We start from the raw sequence: 15078 nt of genomic DNA, 5'->3' as shown, positions 1-15078 counted from the left end.
CTCACAGTCCGGCAAGCAGCGGAGAGAAGCCGCCACGCCGGTAAGGCGTCTCGCGCATCAGCATATCGAGACCGAGACTTGCAATATCATCGGTCATCGGATCGGCATCTGCTGATAGCTGCTGATAGATGATCTTCACCCAGCTTTGGCATTCGTCGCAGGTTTCGGCCTTGATGATGCCACCGCCTTCTTCGACTTCCTTGTAGCCGATGCCCTTCGTGGAGCCGCAGCATACGCATTTGACCCGCACATAATGCCAGAGCGTGTTGCACACGGCACAGGAACAGAAGCGAGCGCCATGCGCACCGTGCCATCCCACGACCATTGAGCTTGACGGCGTGCTGCCACAAGTCGGGCAGACGCCATCGGCCACCGGCTTCACCGATTTCGGATCAAGCGCCGATGCAAGCCGCGTGAAATGGAGCTGTAGACCTGCCCAGACATAGATGTGTTCAGCAATCGCTTCCGGCGGCAGCAAACCGGCAAAGATTGCCTCGACCATCCGGCGACGCTCATCCCTACCACCACTCGCCACACGTTCCAGCGCGTCGGCGGCATCCTGTGGCTTGGCAATCATGCGGGCGCGCTCGAACAGCCGGTCGAAGATGGTGTCAAGCGCCTCTTGCGATGCCGCATCTACGCGGTCTATCGCAGGCATGCCGAACTCTCCTCCCCGCGCGTTGTTCTGCGGCACGTCGACAGGACCGAGACTGGCATTTGCGTCGGACAGGGCTGCGCTCAGGTCCGCTATGAATTCCAGATAGGGTTTCAACGGGCTGACCGAGCCCAAAAGACGCAGTCGCGCAGCTCTTTCGGCGAAGAGTGTGCCGGGGTCCGGCAATTGCACGAAGGGAGGTGCCGATATTTCGCCGATGACCGTCGGGTCCGGCATCAGATCGTTCTTGCCTGCCATATCACTCCTCACGAACCCAACGGGCCACGTGGACCACTGACTATTGTCATTCTGGGGCGACTGCCGAGCTTTTCAACCCTACAGTATTGAAAATATCATGCAGCAGGCTTGCTCCCGCCCTGTTTAACTTTCCGCTTCGACGCCAGCTCGCGCAGCCATTTACGATGATGCCGCCACGCCCAGCCGCCGGTGACTGTGCCGCGCGTCATGGCGCTGATCGTTCCCTTGACCCAGATCGCAGCGTAGACGTGCACGATCCAGACACAGATCGCCGCCACTGCAGCCATGGAATGAACAAGCAGAGCCCAGCGCTGCTGGTCAATGCTGGTTGAGGCACCGAAGTATTCATTCCAGATCATCACGCCGGAAATGATCAGGATGATAATGAGGACGGACATGGACCAGAAAACGAGCTTCTGACCAGCGTTATATTTGCCGACTTCGGGCAGCTTTTCTTCATGGCCGGCGATCACGTCATTGGCATGCGCGAGCCATTGGTTGTCTTCACGCTTCCACAGATTGGCGCTCCAGAAACGCAGGAAAAGCCCAAGGAAGCTGAAGAAAAGCACCACACCGATCCACGGATGGATGGTACGTGTCCATTGTCCGCCGCCGAACAGGCCCGACAGGAAAAACAGCGATGGGTGAAACATCGCAAGGCCGGACAGTGCCAGCAGCACCAGGCTGATCGCGGTGATCCAGTGATTGATACGTGCACCGCCTGAATAGCGGTGCACCTTGACCGGCTTGCCGGGTTCTATCCCGTCACCGCGTTCCACATCGTCAAAGTAGGTCTTGCTCATGAGCTTTTCTCTCCCGTGAGCTTTTCGGCCTGTTCCTCGTCGTGCTCTGTCACGACGTTCGGACCCTTGAAGATATAATGCAGCAGACCCGCTGCAGCGGCCAAACCCATCGCGGCCATGCCTGCATATTTGGACACGCCTTTCCACGCCTCCACAACCGGGCTGATGCGCGGATTGTTCGGCAGGTTGGCGTAGATTTCGGGCTTGTCGGCATGGTGCAGCACATACATCACATGCGTCCCGCCAACGCCCGGCGGATCGTAAAGGCCGGCATTTTCAAAGCCGCGTGATTTCAGATCCTTGATGCGGCCGTCGGCCCATTCCTTCATCTCGTCCTTGGTTCCATAGACGATGGCCTGCGTCGGGCATGCTTTGGCACAGGCCGGACCTTGTCCCACTGCGATGCGGTCGGAGCAGAGCGTGCACTTGTAAGCTTTGTGTGTCACTTCAGAAACACGCGGAATGTTGAACGGACATCCCTTGATGCAGTAGCCGCAGCCGATGCAATTATCATGGACGAAATCGACGATGCCGTTGGAATATTGCACGATTGCACCCGGCGCCGGGCAGGCCTTGAGGCAGCCAGGGTCTTCGCAATGCATGCAACCATCCTTGCGGATCAGCCATTCCAGATTGCCAGAGTCGGGATTGTCCCACTCGGTAAAGCGCATCAACGTGAATGTATTCGGCGTCAGATCATGCGGGTTGTCATAGACACCGACATTGATGCCGATCTCCTCGTGCGTGTCGTTCCATTCGGCGCAAGCCGACTGGCAGGCCTTGCAGCCAATGCATTTCGACACATCAATGAGCTTCGCCACCTCGGTCTGGCGCTCGGCAGGCTGCGTCACATTCGACGCCGACCGCCTGATCAAGTCCTTATCACCGAAACGCGGCTGTTGCGGCTGGACGCTAGGATTGGGAACGGGTGGAAACATCTCTAATCCCTCCTATGCTACAGGCGCGCTGCTGCGCTCGATATTGACCAGAAACGCCTTGAACTCCGGCGTCTCGATGTTCGCGTCGCCAACGAAAGGTGTCAGCGAATTCGGGCCGAAGCCCTTGCGGGCAGCGCCCATGAAGCCCCAGTGGAGCGGGATGCCAACAACATGCACTGTCTTGCCGTCACAGATGAGCGGCTTGATACGCTTAGTCACCACGGCCTTGGCCTTGACCGAGCCGCGCTTCGACCAAACCCGCACCCAGTCTCCCTTGGCAATGCCCTTCTCCTTCGCCAGCTCTTCCGAGATTTCCACGAAGAACTCGGGCTGCAAAACGGCATTCACCGTGACGTGCTTCGTCCAGTAGTGGAAATGCTCGGTCAGGCGGTAGGAGGTCGCCGCATAGGGGAACTCCTCCGAAGCCGTTTCCGCAAACTGCTTGAAGTCGTCGTTGAAAACACGCGCCACCGGATTGCCCCGAATGTTAGGTGCGATCACATTGGCGAGCGGCGATTCAAACGGCTCATAATGGGCTGGGAATGGACCGTCGCGCATCATGCCGCGGCTGAACAGGCGCGAAGAGCCTTCCGCATTCATGATGAAAGGTCCGACTTCCTCCGGTTTGGCGGTCGGCGCAATATCCGGCACGTCATAACCCGTCCATTTCGAACCGTTCCACTCAATGAGCTTGCGGCTCGGGTCCCACGGCTTGCCATTGATGTCGGCCGAGGCGCGGTTATAGAGGATGCGACGGTTTGCAGGCCAAGCCCACGACCAGTTGAGATAGGCGCCCGTCTCATCAGGGTCGTGATTGTCACGGCGGGCCATATTGTTGCCAGCCTCGGTGAAGCAGCCAGAATAAATCCAGCAGCCCGATGCCGTCGAACCATCATCGCGCAGCGCCGCAAAACCAGGCAGTAGCTTGCCCGCCTCAGCAATAACCTTGGTTGGATCGGCTGGATCGGTCACAGTGCCGATGGCACGACCGTTCAGTTCCTTGGCCAGTTCTTCCGCCGTCGGTTCACCCTCATCCTCATAATCCCAGACGAGATTGAGAATTGGATCGGGGAAGGCACCGCCTTCCTTACGATAGAGTTCCTTCAGCCGCAGATGTATCTGTGCCATGATCCAGTTGTCTGTCTTCGCCTCACCGGGCGGCGTCGCACCAGGCCAGTGCCATTGCAGCCAGCGCCCGGAATTGGTGAGCGAACCCTCGTCCTCAGCAAAGCAGGTGGAAGGCAACTGGAACACTTCCGTCTGGATGGAAGCCGAATCCACATCGTTGAATTCACCGTGGTTTTCCCAGAAACGCGAGGTTTCCGTTTCCAGCGGGTCCATCGTCACGAGGAACTTCAACTTCGACAAAGCATCTGTCAGCTTCTTGCGATTTGGCACCGCCATCAGCGGATTGAAGCCCTGACAGATATAGCCGTTGACCTTGCCTTCATGCATCATGTCGAAGATACGAAGCATATCGTAATTCGGCACGTCCAGCTTCGGCAGCCAGTCATAGGCGAAGTCGTTTTCGACGGTCGCGGCACTGCCCCACATCGCCTTCTGGAAACTGACAAAGAATTTGCGATAGTTCTGCCAGTAGCTCATCTGGTTCGGACGCAGCGGCTTGAAACCGCGTGTCGAGATATAGGTGTCGAAATCGACCTCTTTTTCGACCGGGATGTTCAAGTAACCGGGCAGAAGGTTGGACATGAGGCCGATATCGGTCAGTCCCTGAATGTTAGAGTGACCGCGCAGCGCGTTCATGCCCCCGCCACGCACACCGATATTGCCGAGGATAAGCTGCAGCATCGCCATGCAGCGAATATTCTGCGACCCCTTGGAATGCTGCGTCCAGCCCAGCGCATACATCGACGTCATTGTCTTGTCAGGCGCCGAGCATTCGGACATCATCTCGGCCACTTTCAGGAATTTCTCCTTCGGCGTGCCGCAGATGCGTTCCACCATGTCCGGCGTGAAGATGGAAACATGCTGTTTCAGCAGGTTCCATACGCAGCGGGGGTTCTGCAGTGTATCGTCAACGACCGCATAGCCGTCATCGCCGATTACATAATCCCAGCTCGAACGGTCATAATCCCGCTTTTCCTCATCGTAGCCCGTAAACAAGCCGTCCTTGTATTCAAAGCCATCCTTGATGATGTAGCTGGCATTGGTGAAATGCTTCACATATTCCCACTGCACCTTGTCGTTCTGGATGCAGTAGTTGATGACACCGAGCAGGAAGGCAATATCCGTACCCTGCCGGATTGGCGCGTAGAAATCCGCCACGGAAGCCGTGCGCGTGAAACGCGGATCGACGACGATCAGCTTCGCCCCGCGATTGGCCTTGGCCTCCGTTACCCACTTGAAGCCGCATGGATGCGCTTCCGCCGCATTGCCGCCCATGACGACGACGAGATCGGTGTTCTTGATATCGGTCCAGGAGTTGGTCATTGCTCCACGGCCAAATGTTGGGGCGAGACTCGCCACCGTCGGGCCGTGTCAGACGCGTGCCTGGTTATCGAATGCAACTATGCCTGTGCTGCGCACCACCTTGTAGGTGAGAAACGCTGTTTCATTGGTGGTTGCCGAAGCCGCGAGGAAACCTGTCGAAGTCCAGCGGTTGACCGTGGTGCCCGCCGCGTTCTTCGCTATGAAGTTGGCGTCGCGGTCGTCTTTCAGGTGCCGCGCGATACGGTCGAGAGCATCTTCCCAGGAAATCTGCTTGAACTCGGATGAACCCGCCTCGCGGACCCGCGGATTCTGCAGACGGGTCTTCGCGTTGACGAAATCCTTCAGTGCCGCCCCCTTCGGGCAAAGCGTGCCGCGATTGGTGGGGTGATCCGTATCGCCTTCGACATGGACCAGATCAGCTTTCTCGCCTTTCCTGACATCGCCCTTGGAATAGAGGATGATGCCGCAGGCAACCGAGCAGTAAGGACAGGTATTTCGGGTTTCGGTCGTGTTGGTCAGCTTGAAGGGGCGAATGGCTTCAGCATAGGCGGTTTCCACCCCGCCGAAACCGAAAGACCCAAGCGCCGAAGCCGCCACTACCGCCCCCGTCCCGCCCAGAAACTGGCGTCGTGAGAGCTCCACATTCATTGCGCTGCACCTCCCTGATCGTCAGAAGAAAAATACCGCAGCATATTCTTCTTTAAATTGGACTTGCCTAAGATCAGTTCACCGCAATAAAACCAAGTTGTCAACAGAAGCGCGACCTAAAACAATTAACAATAAGGTGTAGTTACCAATAACATGATATTCTTAGTCATGTATTCATGCGCGAGCCTTGCAGTAAGAATGGCCTGAAAACGTGCTAGCTGATTGACGTTCCCTTGTAAAAGCGCCACACTGATGTCGTGGCTTCTTTTGTTGCTCCCGAGTTTCGGGGCTTGAATTTTGAGTGGCTCTTGCTTCGCATCGGCTTATTTGACCCGATGCGGTGGCGTTGTGCGACCCTCAGCCCAGCCTCGTTTGAAACGGGCAAAGTCGCGTCCAGATTTCCTGTAATCATTGCATGTTTGTCACTTTCCGGCCTGAAGGTCGTGAAGCGATTTTTCTCGGGCAATCGCAACAAGAACAATTCAAAGCAAAAAGGGGATCGTCATGAACCGTCGGGAACTTCTTAAATCCGGTGCGGCTTGCGCCGCCTTCAGCATGCTGCCGAATTTTGCATCTGCGGCCAGCAACACATTCGCGCCGCAGCCATCGGGCTGGCGCAGCTTCGAGATCACAACCAGCATTGCACCTGTCGCCTCAGGAGAGCCCATTCGAGTCTGGGTTCCTATGGCCGGGTTCGATGGCAGCGACTGGAACCGTCCGGAAGGCAATCGCTGGACGACAAACGCCAAGGTCGCGCGGCTCGACCGCGATGCGGCCAGCGGCACCGACCTGCTTTATCTTGAATGGGACGCAGACGAAGCAAAGCCGCAAGCCGAAATCATCAGCCTCATCTCCACCCGCGACCGTGCAAGCAATCTCGATGCTTCGATAAGGGCCGTGCCGCTGACCCAAGCCGAACGCGAACGCTATCTGGCCGGGACCCGCCTTGCGCCGGTGGATGGCATCATCAAGCAGACCTCTGACAGGATCGTTGCGGATGCGGATACCGATCAGGAGAAGGCGCGCCGCATCTACGACTGGGTCGTCGCCAACACATACCGGCGCGCCTCAACGCGCGGCTGCGGTGATGGAAACATTGTCGCCATGCTTGACAGCGGCGATCTCGGTGGCAAATGCGCCGACATCAATCCTTTGTTCGTGGCTCTCGTCAGGGCAGCGGGAATTCCGGCCCGCGATCTTTATGGCGTGCGCGTCGCGCCTTCCGCCTTCGGCTACAAGAGCCTTGGTGCAAAGAATGAGACCATCACCAAAGCCCAGCATTGCCGCGCCGAAATCTATCTCGACGGCATCGGCTGGGTCGCGACCGATCCGGCGGATGTGCGCAAGGTGATGCTGGAGGAGGAAAAGGGCGGGCTCCCCGCCGATGATCCGCGTGTCGCAGCCGTGCGGCAAAAGCTCTTCGGCTCCTGGGAGGGCAACTGGATCGCCTTCAATGACGGCAGCGACATCGCCTTGCCTTCTGCTCAAGGACCACAACTCGGCTTCCTCATGTATCCGCAGGCCGAAGTCGCCAGCACCCGTCTGGATTGTCTCGATGCGGACGCCTTCCGCTACGCCATGACCGCACGCGAAATAACGATATAAGTTCTGAGGACATCATGGATATCGCATCACCTATTCGTCTCAGCACGCTTGCCCATGGCGGCGGCTGCGGCTGCAAGCTGGCTCCGGCGGTCCTGCAGGATCTGCTGGCGGACCAACCCGCCATGCAGCCTTTCAAGCAGCTTCTCGTCGGAACTGAAACCGGCGATGACGCCGCCGTTTGGCAACTGGATGACGAAAACTGCGTGATCGCTACCACGGACTTCTTCATGCCGATGGTAGATGATCCGTTCGATTTTGGACGCATCGCGGCCACCAATGCGATATCCGACGTCTACGCCATGGGAGGAACGCCGATCATGGCGCTGGCGATCCTCGGCATGCCCGTGAACAAAATGCCAGCGGAAATGATCCGCGAAATCCTGAAAGGCGGTTCCAGTATCTGTGCTGAAGCTGGCATTCCGGTCGCAGGCGGGCATTCCATCGACGCGCCGGAACCGATCTATGGGCTTGCGGTCATCGGGACCTGCAAGCTTTCGAGCCTGCGCAAGAACAGCGGCGCGCTTCCGGGAGACACGCTGATCCTGACCAAGGCAATCGGAGTCGGTATTTATTCCGCCGCGTTCAAGAAGCAGGAACTCGACAGCGCCGGTTACGATGAAATGATGGCGTCTGTTACATTGCTGAACCGCATCGGGGCCACACTTGGCAAGGATGACGCCGTCCACGCGGTCACTGACGTCACCGGCTTCGGCATCCTCGGCCATGCGCTCGAAATGGCGCGCGGTTCAAAAGCCGGCATTGCTATCGCCTATGACGCCCTGCCCTTTCTCAAGCAGGCCGAACGGCTGACAAAAGACGGTTTCGTGACCGGAGCATCCACTCGCAACTGGGCAAGCTATGGACATGATGTGCAGCTTCCGGACGATTGTCCGCTCTGGAAACAGCAATTGCTGACCGATCCCCAAACATCTGGTGGGCTCCTCGTATCCTGCGCGCCGGAGGCAGCAGAAAGGCTTTTGAATAGCATCCGCGCCGCCGGTTATCCATCTGCCAGCATCATCGGCAGGGTGACGGATGGTGATGAGCGCGTAACAGTGACAGGATAAAATCGCGACAGCATCGGCCAGAAAAGCGGAATCGATGTTTTGGCCAATGCGTAAATCCAATAGTTCAGAGCATCCTTGTGCACTTATAAGCACGCATGGAGCTCCAAGGCCACTCATCAACAGCTCCCTGGCTGATTGGTCCGATCCCCTCTGGAAATCACCGGCACGAGGCGATAAAGGCAATAGCGCGTCCCGAAAAGTGCGAAGCGGTTTTCGGGAAAGATGCGCGTAAAATAACAAACGGACAATATTTTCCAGAGGGACATCATGGGCTATTTCCCAAGCTGGCGTTTGACATCAAACGCCGTCGTGCTTCCTGACGAGCGCCTGCCGGCCGCCGCCGCCATTCCTATGGGCGTGCAACATCTTCTTGCAATGTCCGGCTCGACCATCGTTGCACCACTGCTGATGGGTTTCGATCCCAATGTCGCCGTCTTCTTCTCCGGTATCGGCACGCTTTTATTCTTCCTGCTGACGGCAGGTCGTGTGCCAAGCTATCTCGGCTCGTCCTTCGCTTTCATCGCAGTCGTCATCGCCGCAACAGGCTATGGCGGCTCCGGTCCAAATCCCAATATTGGCATCGCGCTCGGCGGTATTATTGCCTGCGGCGCGCTCTATGCATTGATCGGCCTTGTGGTCATGGCCATCGGCACGGGCTGGGTGGAACGGCTGATGCCGCCGGTCGTCACCGGAGCCATCGGCGTTTCCATTGGCCTCAACCTCGCTCCGGTCGCCGTCAGCCAGTTGAAGGGAACCGGCACACATATAACCATCGCGCTGCTCACCGTTCTCTGCATGGCGATGATCGCGGCCTATGGACCGCGCGGCACCAAGCGCCTCTCAGTGCTTTTTGCACTGTTGTTCGGCTATCTGCTGGTCCTCATTCTCGGCAACGGCCTCGGCATTGTACCTGGCATCGACTTCACCGCAGTCAGCAATGCCGCTTGGTTTGGCCTGCCGCATTTCACGACGCCGGAATTCAACTGGCAAGCGATCACCCTGATTGCACCGGTCGCAATCGTTCTGGTGGCGGAAAATCTCGGCCACATCAAAGCCCTCGGTTCGATTACCGGCCAGAACATGGATCGTTATATCGGTCGCGGCTTCCTTGGTGATGGTCTTGCAACGATGATTTCCGGTTCGGGCGGCGGCACCGGCGTTACCACCTATGCCGAAAATATCGGCGTCATGGCGATGACCAAAGTCTACTCGACGCTGATCTTCGTCATTGCCGCAATCATGGCGTTGATCCTCGGCATGTCGCCGAAATTCGGCGCGATCCTGCAAACCATCCCGGCCCCGGTTCTGGCAGGACTTGCCGTTTCGGTGTTTGGCCTCATCGCTTCGGCCATGGCCCGCATCTGGATCGTCAACAAGGTGGACTTTGCGGATTCCCGCAACCTCTTCACGGCGGGCGTGGCACTCATTTTCGGCGCTGGCGACTTCACGCTGACGATTGGTGATTTCACTCTTGGCGGCATTGCAACATCGACGCTTGCGGCGCTTGTCTTCTACCAGTTGCTCGGCATTGGCCGCAGCGAGAAACCGGCTGTATAAAAGCGAGGAGGAGCGGGCGTTTTTCCCGCTCCTCCGATGCCAAAACATTTCTTACTTGCTCGGCATCAATTACTATACTTCTATAGCCGTCTATGTCTGAGGCGGAAAACATCCGGATGAGACGGGTTCATGATATCAGACCTTTTCGAACATAACCGGCAATGGGCTGCGGAAAAGCGCCAGGAAGACCCTGAATATTTCAGCCGACTGTCATCGATGCAGCGCCCGGAATATCTCTGGATCGGATGTTCGGACAGCCGGGTTCCCGCCAATGTCGTCACCGGATTGCAGCCGGGTGAAGTGTTCGTGCACCGCAACGTTGCCAATCTCGTCCATCGCGCCGATCTCAACCTACTCTCAGTGCTTGAATTTGCAGTCGAGGTGCTGGAGATCAGGCACATCATCGTCTGCGGTCATTACGGGTGCGGCGGCGTTCGCGCCGCCATGGCCGGATATGGCCACGGTATCATCGATAACTGGCTCCAGCCAGTTCGCGATATTGCGCAGGCAAACGAGCCGGAGCTGAGCAGCTTTACCGACCCCGAAGAACGACTGAACAGGCTTTGCGAGCTGACCGTCGCCTCACAAGTGGAAAGTCTGTCGCGCACGCCGGTTCTGCAATCAGCTTGGAAGCAGAACAAGAATATTGTCGTCCACGGCTGGATCTATGGCCTTAAGGACGGCTTGTTGCGTGACCTCGGATGTGACTGCACGAAAAGCGTTCTGCATTTTTCATGTCAGCAGGCAGGATAATCCTCTAGCAGTTTTTCGGCCCTGACACGCATGCCCGATCCCAGTTCGAGCGAACGGCGTGCAATCTTGTCGAAACAAACCGTCGTCGTCTCGTTCACCGCGCGTAGCTCGCCATCCAGCGAACCTACCATCATCTGGCGAAAGGTGATGGACGAGCGCCCGACTTTCAGCACATGCGAACGGATTGTAAGAAGGTCCCCGGCAGGCACTTCCTGCTTGTATTCGGTTGTCGAACGCACATCCGCCCAGCCAAAGCTTTCATCGGGAATTTTCCCGGCAATATGCCCCAAGAGCTGAAAGCTCGCATCGTCGAACATCCCGGTATAGTGCCGGACATTCATATGCCCCATGACATCGCACATCCACGGATGCGCGACGCCGATAAAGGTAACGAGGCCGCTCATCGCGCCACCGAGTGATAACCGCCGAGGAAGGCTGTGAGATTATCGCCGAGCGCATCGCACAGATAACCGCCCTCCTGCACGATGACGGTCGGCAGGCGAAGCTTTGCGATTGCTTCGGCGATGCGTCCGAAACCACCTGTCGTGACCGACAATCCGCCGAACGGGTCGCCCTCAAACGGGTCGAGGCCGAGTGCGACCACAATCGCATCGGGCGCGAAGGCTTCGATGCGGCGGAAGGCCGTGTCGAGCGAGGCGAGGAATTCGGCGTCGCCCGATTTGCGCGGCAGTGGCAGATTGAGGTTGTAGCCAAGTCCCGCCCCCTCGCCGCGTTCGTCGGCATGGCCCCAGAAAAACGGATAGAAGCGCACCGGATCGGCATGGATCGAGACGGTCATTACGTCGGGGCGGGCATAGAAAATGCCCTGCGTCCCGTTACCATGATGCAGATCGACATCAAGGATCGCGACGCGCTCTGTCTTCGAACGCAGGCGCTGGGCTGCGACCGCCGAATTGTTGACGAAGCAGAAGCCGCCTGCCACATCGGCAAAGGCGTGGTGTCCCGGCGGGCGGCAGAGCGCATAGGCTGCGACCTCGCCTGCAAGCACCGCATCGGCCGCATCGACCGCACTCCACGCGCTCCAGCACACACTTTCCCATGTATGTTCGGCTATCGGGCAAGCCGTATCGGCCATGTGATAGCCAACCTGTCCCACGGCGGAAGCCGGATAACGTCCGTCACGCGCCAGCGGGTGGATGTTCGGGATTACCTCTTCCGAAGCCTCCTCAATACGCCGCCAGCGGGCATAGATGTGCTGAAGGAATTCCAGATATTCCGGCGTATGCACGGCAGCGATCGGGCCAAGGCCATGATTTTGCGGCCGGACAATTTCGCAGCCTGCAGCCTTCGCACCGACGAGCAGGCGTTCGACACGCTCCGGCTGTTCGGGGTTCGGCTGCGGCGCACCGCTGGAAAGAAAGGCTTTCGGGTCGTGACGCTTCTGCTCGACAGCATAAAAGGCTCTCATGACTACTCCCTGATTTGATTAATACGCGCCAGACGAGCAAAATCATCGCCATAGGCTCCGTGATCGCGGTCGGATTCGATCCAGACAATACCCAACCGATCATAAAATCTTTGCGCAGCGACATTGTCCCGGTCCACTGCCAACCGCAGATAGACACCGCCCCGCGCCATTGACCAGGAGGCGACGTGGCGCAAGAGCACTTCGCCTATCCCCTTGCCGCGAAAGGCCTCATCCACGTAGAGGTCCTGAACATAGACGCCGGGTTTGCCGTACCATGTCGAGAAGATCGGAAAGAACAGGGCGAGCCCTGCAAATGCTTCGTCCACTTCGGCAATCAGGCTGGTAAAAGCAGCATACGGCCCAAAACCGTAACGACGGAAATCCTCAACCGTGCTGGAGATTTTGTCCCTGGCGCCAAGTCCGGCCCCCATCGTACAGATTGCTTCGTGAATCTGTTCGACATCGGCAAGTTCGCCAAGCCGGACCACAACGTCTTTTGTGCTGTTCATCACGATCCTCGGCATTAGAACATTTCCTGTTTTACGCCTGTCTCCCGAAACCGGTTCCCACTTTCAGGAGACATGCGCTAGAACGCCACCCTGTCCCCGCCTTTCAGACCCAGATATTCACGCGCCTCGTCAGGCGTGGCAACGTCCAGCGACAGACCATCCAGAATGCTGCGGATGCGCCGCACCTGATCTGCATTGCTTTTGGCAAGCTGGCCGCGCCCGTCATAAAGACTGTCTTCCAGCCCGACGCGGACATTGCCGCCCATGGCAGCCGCTATGGTAATCATCGGAATCTGGTGCCGTCCCGCCGCCAGAACGGAGAAGGAATAATCGTCGCCAAAAAGCTTGTCGGCGATCCGCTTCATATGCATGAGATTGTCTGGATCGGCCCCAATGCCCCCCAGAATGCCAAAGACAAACTGGATGAACAGGTGACCGGAGACCAGCCCCCGGTCTCGGAAATAGGCCAGCGAATAGAGATGACCGACATCGTAGCACTCAAACTCGAAGCGCGTGCCGCAGCCCTGTCCGAGGCCGGTCAGAATGCCTTCCATATCGGCGAAAGTGTTTTTAAAAATCGAATGCCGCGTGGCTTCCAGCAGTTCCGGCTCCCATGCGTATTTCCACTCACGCGGCTTGTCGAGCACCGGGAACAGCGCGAAATTCATTGAGCCCATATTGAGCGAACACATTTCCGGCTGTGCCTTAAGCGGCGCGGCCAGCCGGTCTTCCAAAGTCATCAGCGATGAGCCGCCGGTGGAAATATTCACCACGGCAGATGTCGATTGCTTGATGCGCGGCAGAAACTGCATGAACAGGTCCGGGTTGGCGGACGGCCTGCCATCGCGCGGATCGCGGGCATGGAGATGCAGGATGGATGCGCCCGCTTCCGCCGCCGCAATGGCTTCGCTTGCTATCTCGTCCGGCGTCACCGGCAGATGCGGCGACATGGTTGGAGTATGCACAGAGCCTGTCACCGCGCAGGTGATGATCACCTTGCGGCGCGTCTTCTTCTTGTCGGTCATGATCCAGTTTCCTTACGCATTCACAGGCAGCTTGAGTTCACGCGCCAGAACCTCCAGCGTATCGCCGAGGATAGCGGTGATTTCGCCGACCTGTTCGCGGCTCACGATCATGGGCGGGCAGACAAGGAAATGATCGCCCTCGACGCCACCGCGCGTGCGACGAGAGTAGATGATCAATCCGCGCTCATAGGCGAGATCAACCATGCGCTGATGTGCGTTCAGTTCCTTCGGCAGAGGCTTCATGGTTTCAGGGTTGGAAACGAATTCCGCAGCGAGCAGCAGGCCCTTGCCGCGCACATCGCCGATGAAAGGGAAGCGCTTCGCCAGTCCTTCCAGCTCGCCCTTCAGCGCATCGCCCATGCGAGCGGCATTGCCGACCAGATCGAGACGATCAATCTCCTGAAGCACCGCCTTGCCTGCCGCGCAAGCCAGCGGATTGCCAGCATAGGTGAAGCCATGCAGGAAGCCGCCCGCATCCAGCACCGGCTGCACTATATGGGCTGGCGCCGCCATCGCGCCCAGCGGGCAATAGCCGGAGGCAAAGCCCTTGGAAAGGGCGATCAGATCGGGTTTGCAGTTCCAGTGATCTCCACCCAGAAACTTGCCGGTACGCCCGGCACCGCTCATCACCTCGTCGTGAATGAGCAGGATCCCATAACGATCGCAGATTTCGCGGATGCGTGGATAATAGCTGTCGGGCGCGACCAGCGCGCCGGTGGAAGCACCGCCGATTGGTTCCATGATGAAGGCGAGCACGCTTTCAGGACCTTCCTCCTGAATTTTCTCCTCCAGCATGTCAGCATATTTCTGCCCGCGCTGTTCCATCGAAAGATTATCACGGTCGAGATAGGCGGTCGGCGCCGGCACTTTGGGCATTTCGCGCATGATGGGCGCAAAAGGTTCGCTCAGGGCCGCATAGCCGGTGACAGCCAGCGCGCCAAGCGTGCAGCCATGATAGGACGGGAACCGCGAAATCACTTTCCAGCGCTTGCCCTGCCCGGTCGCGACCGCCCATTGGCGGGCAAGCTTGATGCAGGATTCAACCGCTTCCGAACCGCCAGAGACAAAGAAAATCTTGTCCAGGCCCTCCGGCATACGCTCGGCAGCCATACGTGCCAAATCTTCCGCCGGCTCGTTTTCAAAGTGCAGGCGATAGGCGAAGGTGACGCGATCCATCTGCTCTTTCATAGCGTCGAGCACATTGCGATTGCCATGGCCGATATTGACCACCATCGCCCCGCTCGACCCGTCGATAACCCGGCGCCCGTCCTGATCCCAGATGTAGATGCCTTCGGCACGATCCACCAGCGGCTTGCGCAGGCGAGACTGGTAGAAAAGATGTGATGCCGGACGTTCATTCTGTGCTTTTGTGTTCAGCAT

General features: G+C 58.0%; 13 protein-coding genes. 4 read left to right on the top strand and 9 right to left on the bottom strand.

The genetic code is table 11. The annotated features are described in order from the left end of the window. Nucleotide 1 precedes the first annotated feature (1 nt). The 4 genes from fdhE to fdnG all read right to left on the bottom strand — a co-directional run bounded on the left by fdhE (nt 2) and on the right by fdnG (nt 5753). On the bottom strand, nt 2-913 hold the full coding sequence (gene fdhE, locus FJQ48_RS20300; protein WP_139976714.1) for a formate dehydrogenase accessory protein FdhE: 912 nt from the start codon (nt 911-913) through the stop codon (nt 2-4). Nucleotides 914-1008: 95 nt separating this feature from the next. After that, nucleotides 1009-1716: a formate dehydrogenase subunit gamma gene (locus FJQ48_RS20295; RefSeq protein ID WP_139976713.1), complete on the bottom strand. Its 708-nt coding sequence runs from the start codon at nt 1714-1716 to the stop codon at nt 1009-1011. Next, entirely contained in the window at nt 1713-2654 is a 942-nt protein-coding gene (gene fdxH / locus FJQ48_RS20290; protein WP_139976712.1) for a formate dehydrogenase subunit beta, read from the bottom strand. The genes FJQ48_RS20295 and fdxH overlap by 4 nt, the downstream gene beginning before the upstream one ends. Nucleotides 2655-2666: 12 nt before the next feature. Then, on the bottom strand, nt 2667-5753 hold the full coding sequence (fdnG, locus tag FJQ48_RS20285; protein ID WP_139976711.1) for a formate dehydrogenase-N subunit alpha: 3087 nt from the start codon (nt 5751-5753) through the stop codon (nt 2667-2669). Between the two features lie 504 nt (nt 5754-6257). On the opposite strand from fdnG, the gene FJQ48_RS20275 reads away from it, so the two are divergent. From FJQ48_RS20275 to can, 4 genes are all read left to right on the top strand, one after another. After that, nucleotides 6258-7358: a transglutaminase-like domain-containing protein gene (locus FJQ48_RS20275; RefSeq protein ID WP_139976710.1), complete on the top strand. Its 1101-nt coding sequence runs from the start codon at nt 6258-6260 to the stop codon at nt 7356-7358. Between the two features lie 14 nt (nt 7359-7372). Next, a complete protein-coding gene (gene selD, locus FJQ48_RS20270; protein ID WP_139976709.1) occupies nt 7373-8425 on the top strand; it encodes a selenide, water dikinase SelD in 1053 nt (350 codons plus the stop codon). Nucleotides 8426-8692: 267 nt separating this feature from the next. Beyond that, on the top strand, nt 8693-9982 hold the full coding sequence (locus FJQ48_RS20265; protein ID WP_139976708.1) for a solute carrier family 23 protein: 1290 nt from the start codon (nt 8693-8695) through the stop codon (nt 9980-9982). A 129-nt stretch (nt 9983-10111) separates the two neighbouring features. Beyond that, nucleotides 10112-10735, top strand: coding sequence for a carbonate dehydratase (can, locus tag FJQ48_RS20260; protein ID WP_139976707.1), 624 nt, complete (start codon nt 10112-10114; stop codon nt 10733-10735). On the opposite strand, the gene FJQ48_RS20255 is transcribed toward can, so the two are convergent. The 5 genes from FJQ48_RS20255 to FJQ48_RS20235 form a co-directional block, all read right to left on the bottom strand. Next, on the bottom strand, nt 10720-11139 hold the full coding sequence (locus FJQ48_RS20255) for an acyl-CoA thioesterase (RefSeq protein ID WP_139976706.1): 420 nt from the start codon (nt 11137-11139) through the stop codon (nt 10720-10722). The genes can and FJQ48_RS20255 overlap by 16 nt on opposite strands. Continuing rightward, nucleotides 11136-12164 carry a histone deacetylase family protein gene (locus FJQ48_RS20250; RefSeq protein WP_139976705.1) on the bottom strand — a complete coding sequence of 343 codons (1029 nt, stop codon included), beginning with the start codon at nt 12162-12164 and terminating at the stop codon, nt 11136-11138. Before FJQ48_RS20250 ends, FJQ48_RS20255 begins: the two co-directional genes overlap by 4 nt. Before the next feature lie 2 nt (nt 12165-12166). Then, nucleotides 12167-12688: a GNAT family N-acetyltransferase gene (locus FJQ48_RS20245; protein WP_139976704.1), complete on the bottom strand. Its 522-nt coding sequence runs from the start codon at nt 12686-12688 to the stop codon at nt 12167-12169. A 62-nt stretch (nt 12689-12750) separates the two neighbouring features. Continuing rightward, the gene (locus FJQ48_RS20240; RefSeq protein ID WP_139976703.1) at nt 12751-13698 is read right to left on the bottom strand and encodes a 3-keto-5-aminohexanoate cleavage protein; all 948 of its coding nucleotides are present in this window, start codon (nt 13696-13698) and stop codon (nt 12751-12753) included. 12 nt (nt 13699-13710) lie between these two features. Then, complete coding sequence (locus FJQ48_RS20235; protein WP_139976702.1) at nt 13711-15078, bottom strand: aspartate aminotransferase family protein; 1368 nt, start codon at nt 15076-15078, stop codon at nt 13711-13713.

Source organism: Ochrobactrum sp. CGA5 (genome assembly GCF_006345815.1).
Taxonomy (GTDB): Bacteria; Pseudomonadota; Alphaproteobacteria; order Rhizobiales; family Rhizobiaceae; genus Brucella.
The sequence above is the reverse complement of the archived record's forward strand: the minus strand, read 5'-3'. Positions and strand labels throughout refer to the sequence as shown.

Coding starts and splice junctions, on each gene's coding strand:
- fdhE (WP_139976714.1), bottom strand. CDS start 913: ATGGCAGGCAAGAACGATCTGATGCCGGACCCGACGGTCATCGGCGAA.
- FJQ48_RS20295 (WP_139976713.1), bottom strand. CDS start 1,716: ATGAGCAAGACCTACTTTGACGATGTGGAACGCGGTGACGGGATAGAA.
- fdxH (WP_139976712.1), bottom strand. CDS start 2,654: ATGTTTCCACCCGTTCCCAATCCTAGCGTCCAGCCGCAACAGCCGCGT.
- FJQ48_RS20275 (WP_139976710.1), top strand. CDS start 6,258: ATGAACCGTCGGGAACTTCTTAAATCCGGTGCGGCTTGCGCCGCCTTC.
- selD (WP_139976709.1), top strand. CDS start 7,373: ATGGATATCGCATCACCTATTCGTCTCAGCACGCTTGCCCATGGCGGC.
- FJQ48_RS20265 (WP_139976708.1), top strand. CDS start 8,693: ATGGGCTATTTCCCAAGCTGGCGTTTGACATCAAACGCCGTCGTGCTT.
- can (WP_139976707.1), top strand. CDS start 10,112: ATGATATCAGACCTTTTCGAACATAACCGGCAATGGGCTGCGGAAAAG.
- FJQ48_RS20255 (WP_139976706.1), bottom strand. CDS start 11,139: ATGAGCGGCCTCGTTACCTTTATCGGCGTCGCGCATCCGTGGATGTGC.
- FJQ48_RS20250 (WP_139976705.1), bottom strand. CDS start 12,164: ATGAGAGCCTTTTATGCTGTCGAGCAGAAGCGTCACGACCCGAAAGCC.
- FJQ48_RS20245 (WP_139976704.1), bottom strand. CDS start 12,688: ATGCCGAGGATCGTGATGAACAGCACAAAAGACGTTGTGGTCCGGCTT.
- FJQ48_RS20240 (WP_139976703.1), bottom strand. CDS start 13,698: ATGACCGACAAGAAGAAGACGCGCCGCAAGGTGATCATCACCTGCGCG.
- FJQ48_RS20235 (WP_139976702.1), bottom strand. CDS start 15,078: ATGCTGAACACAAAAGCACAGAATGAACGTCCGGCATCACATCTTTTC.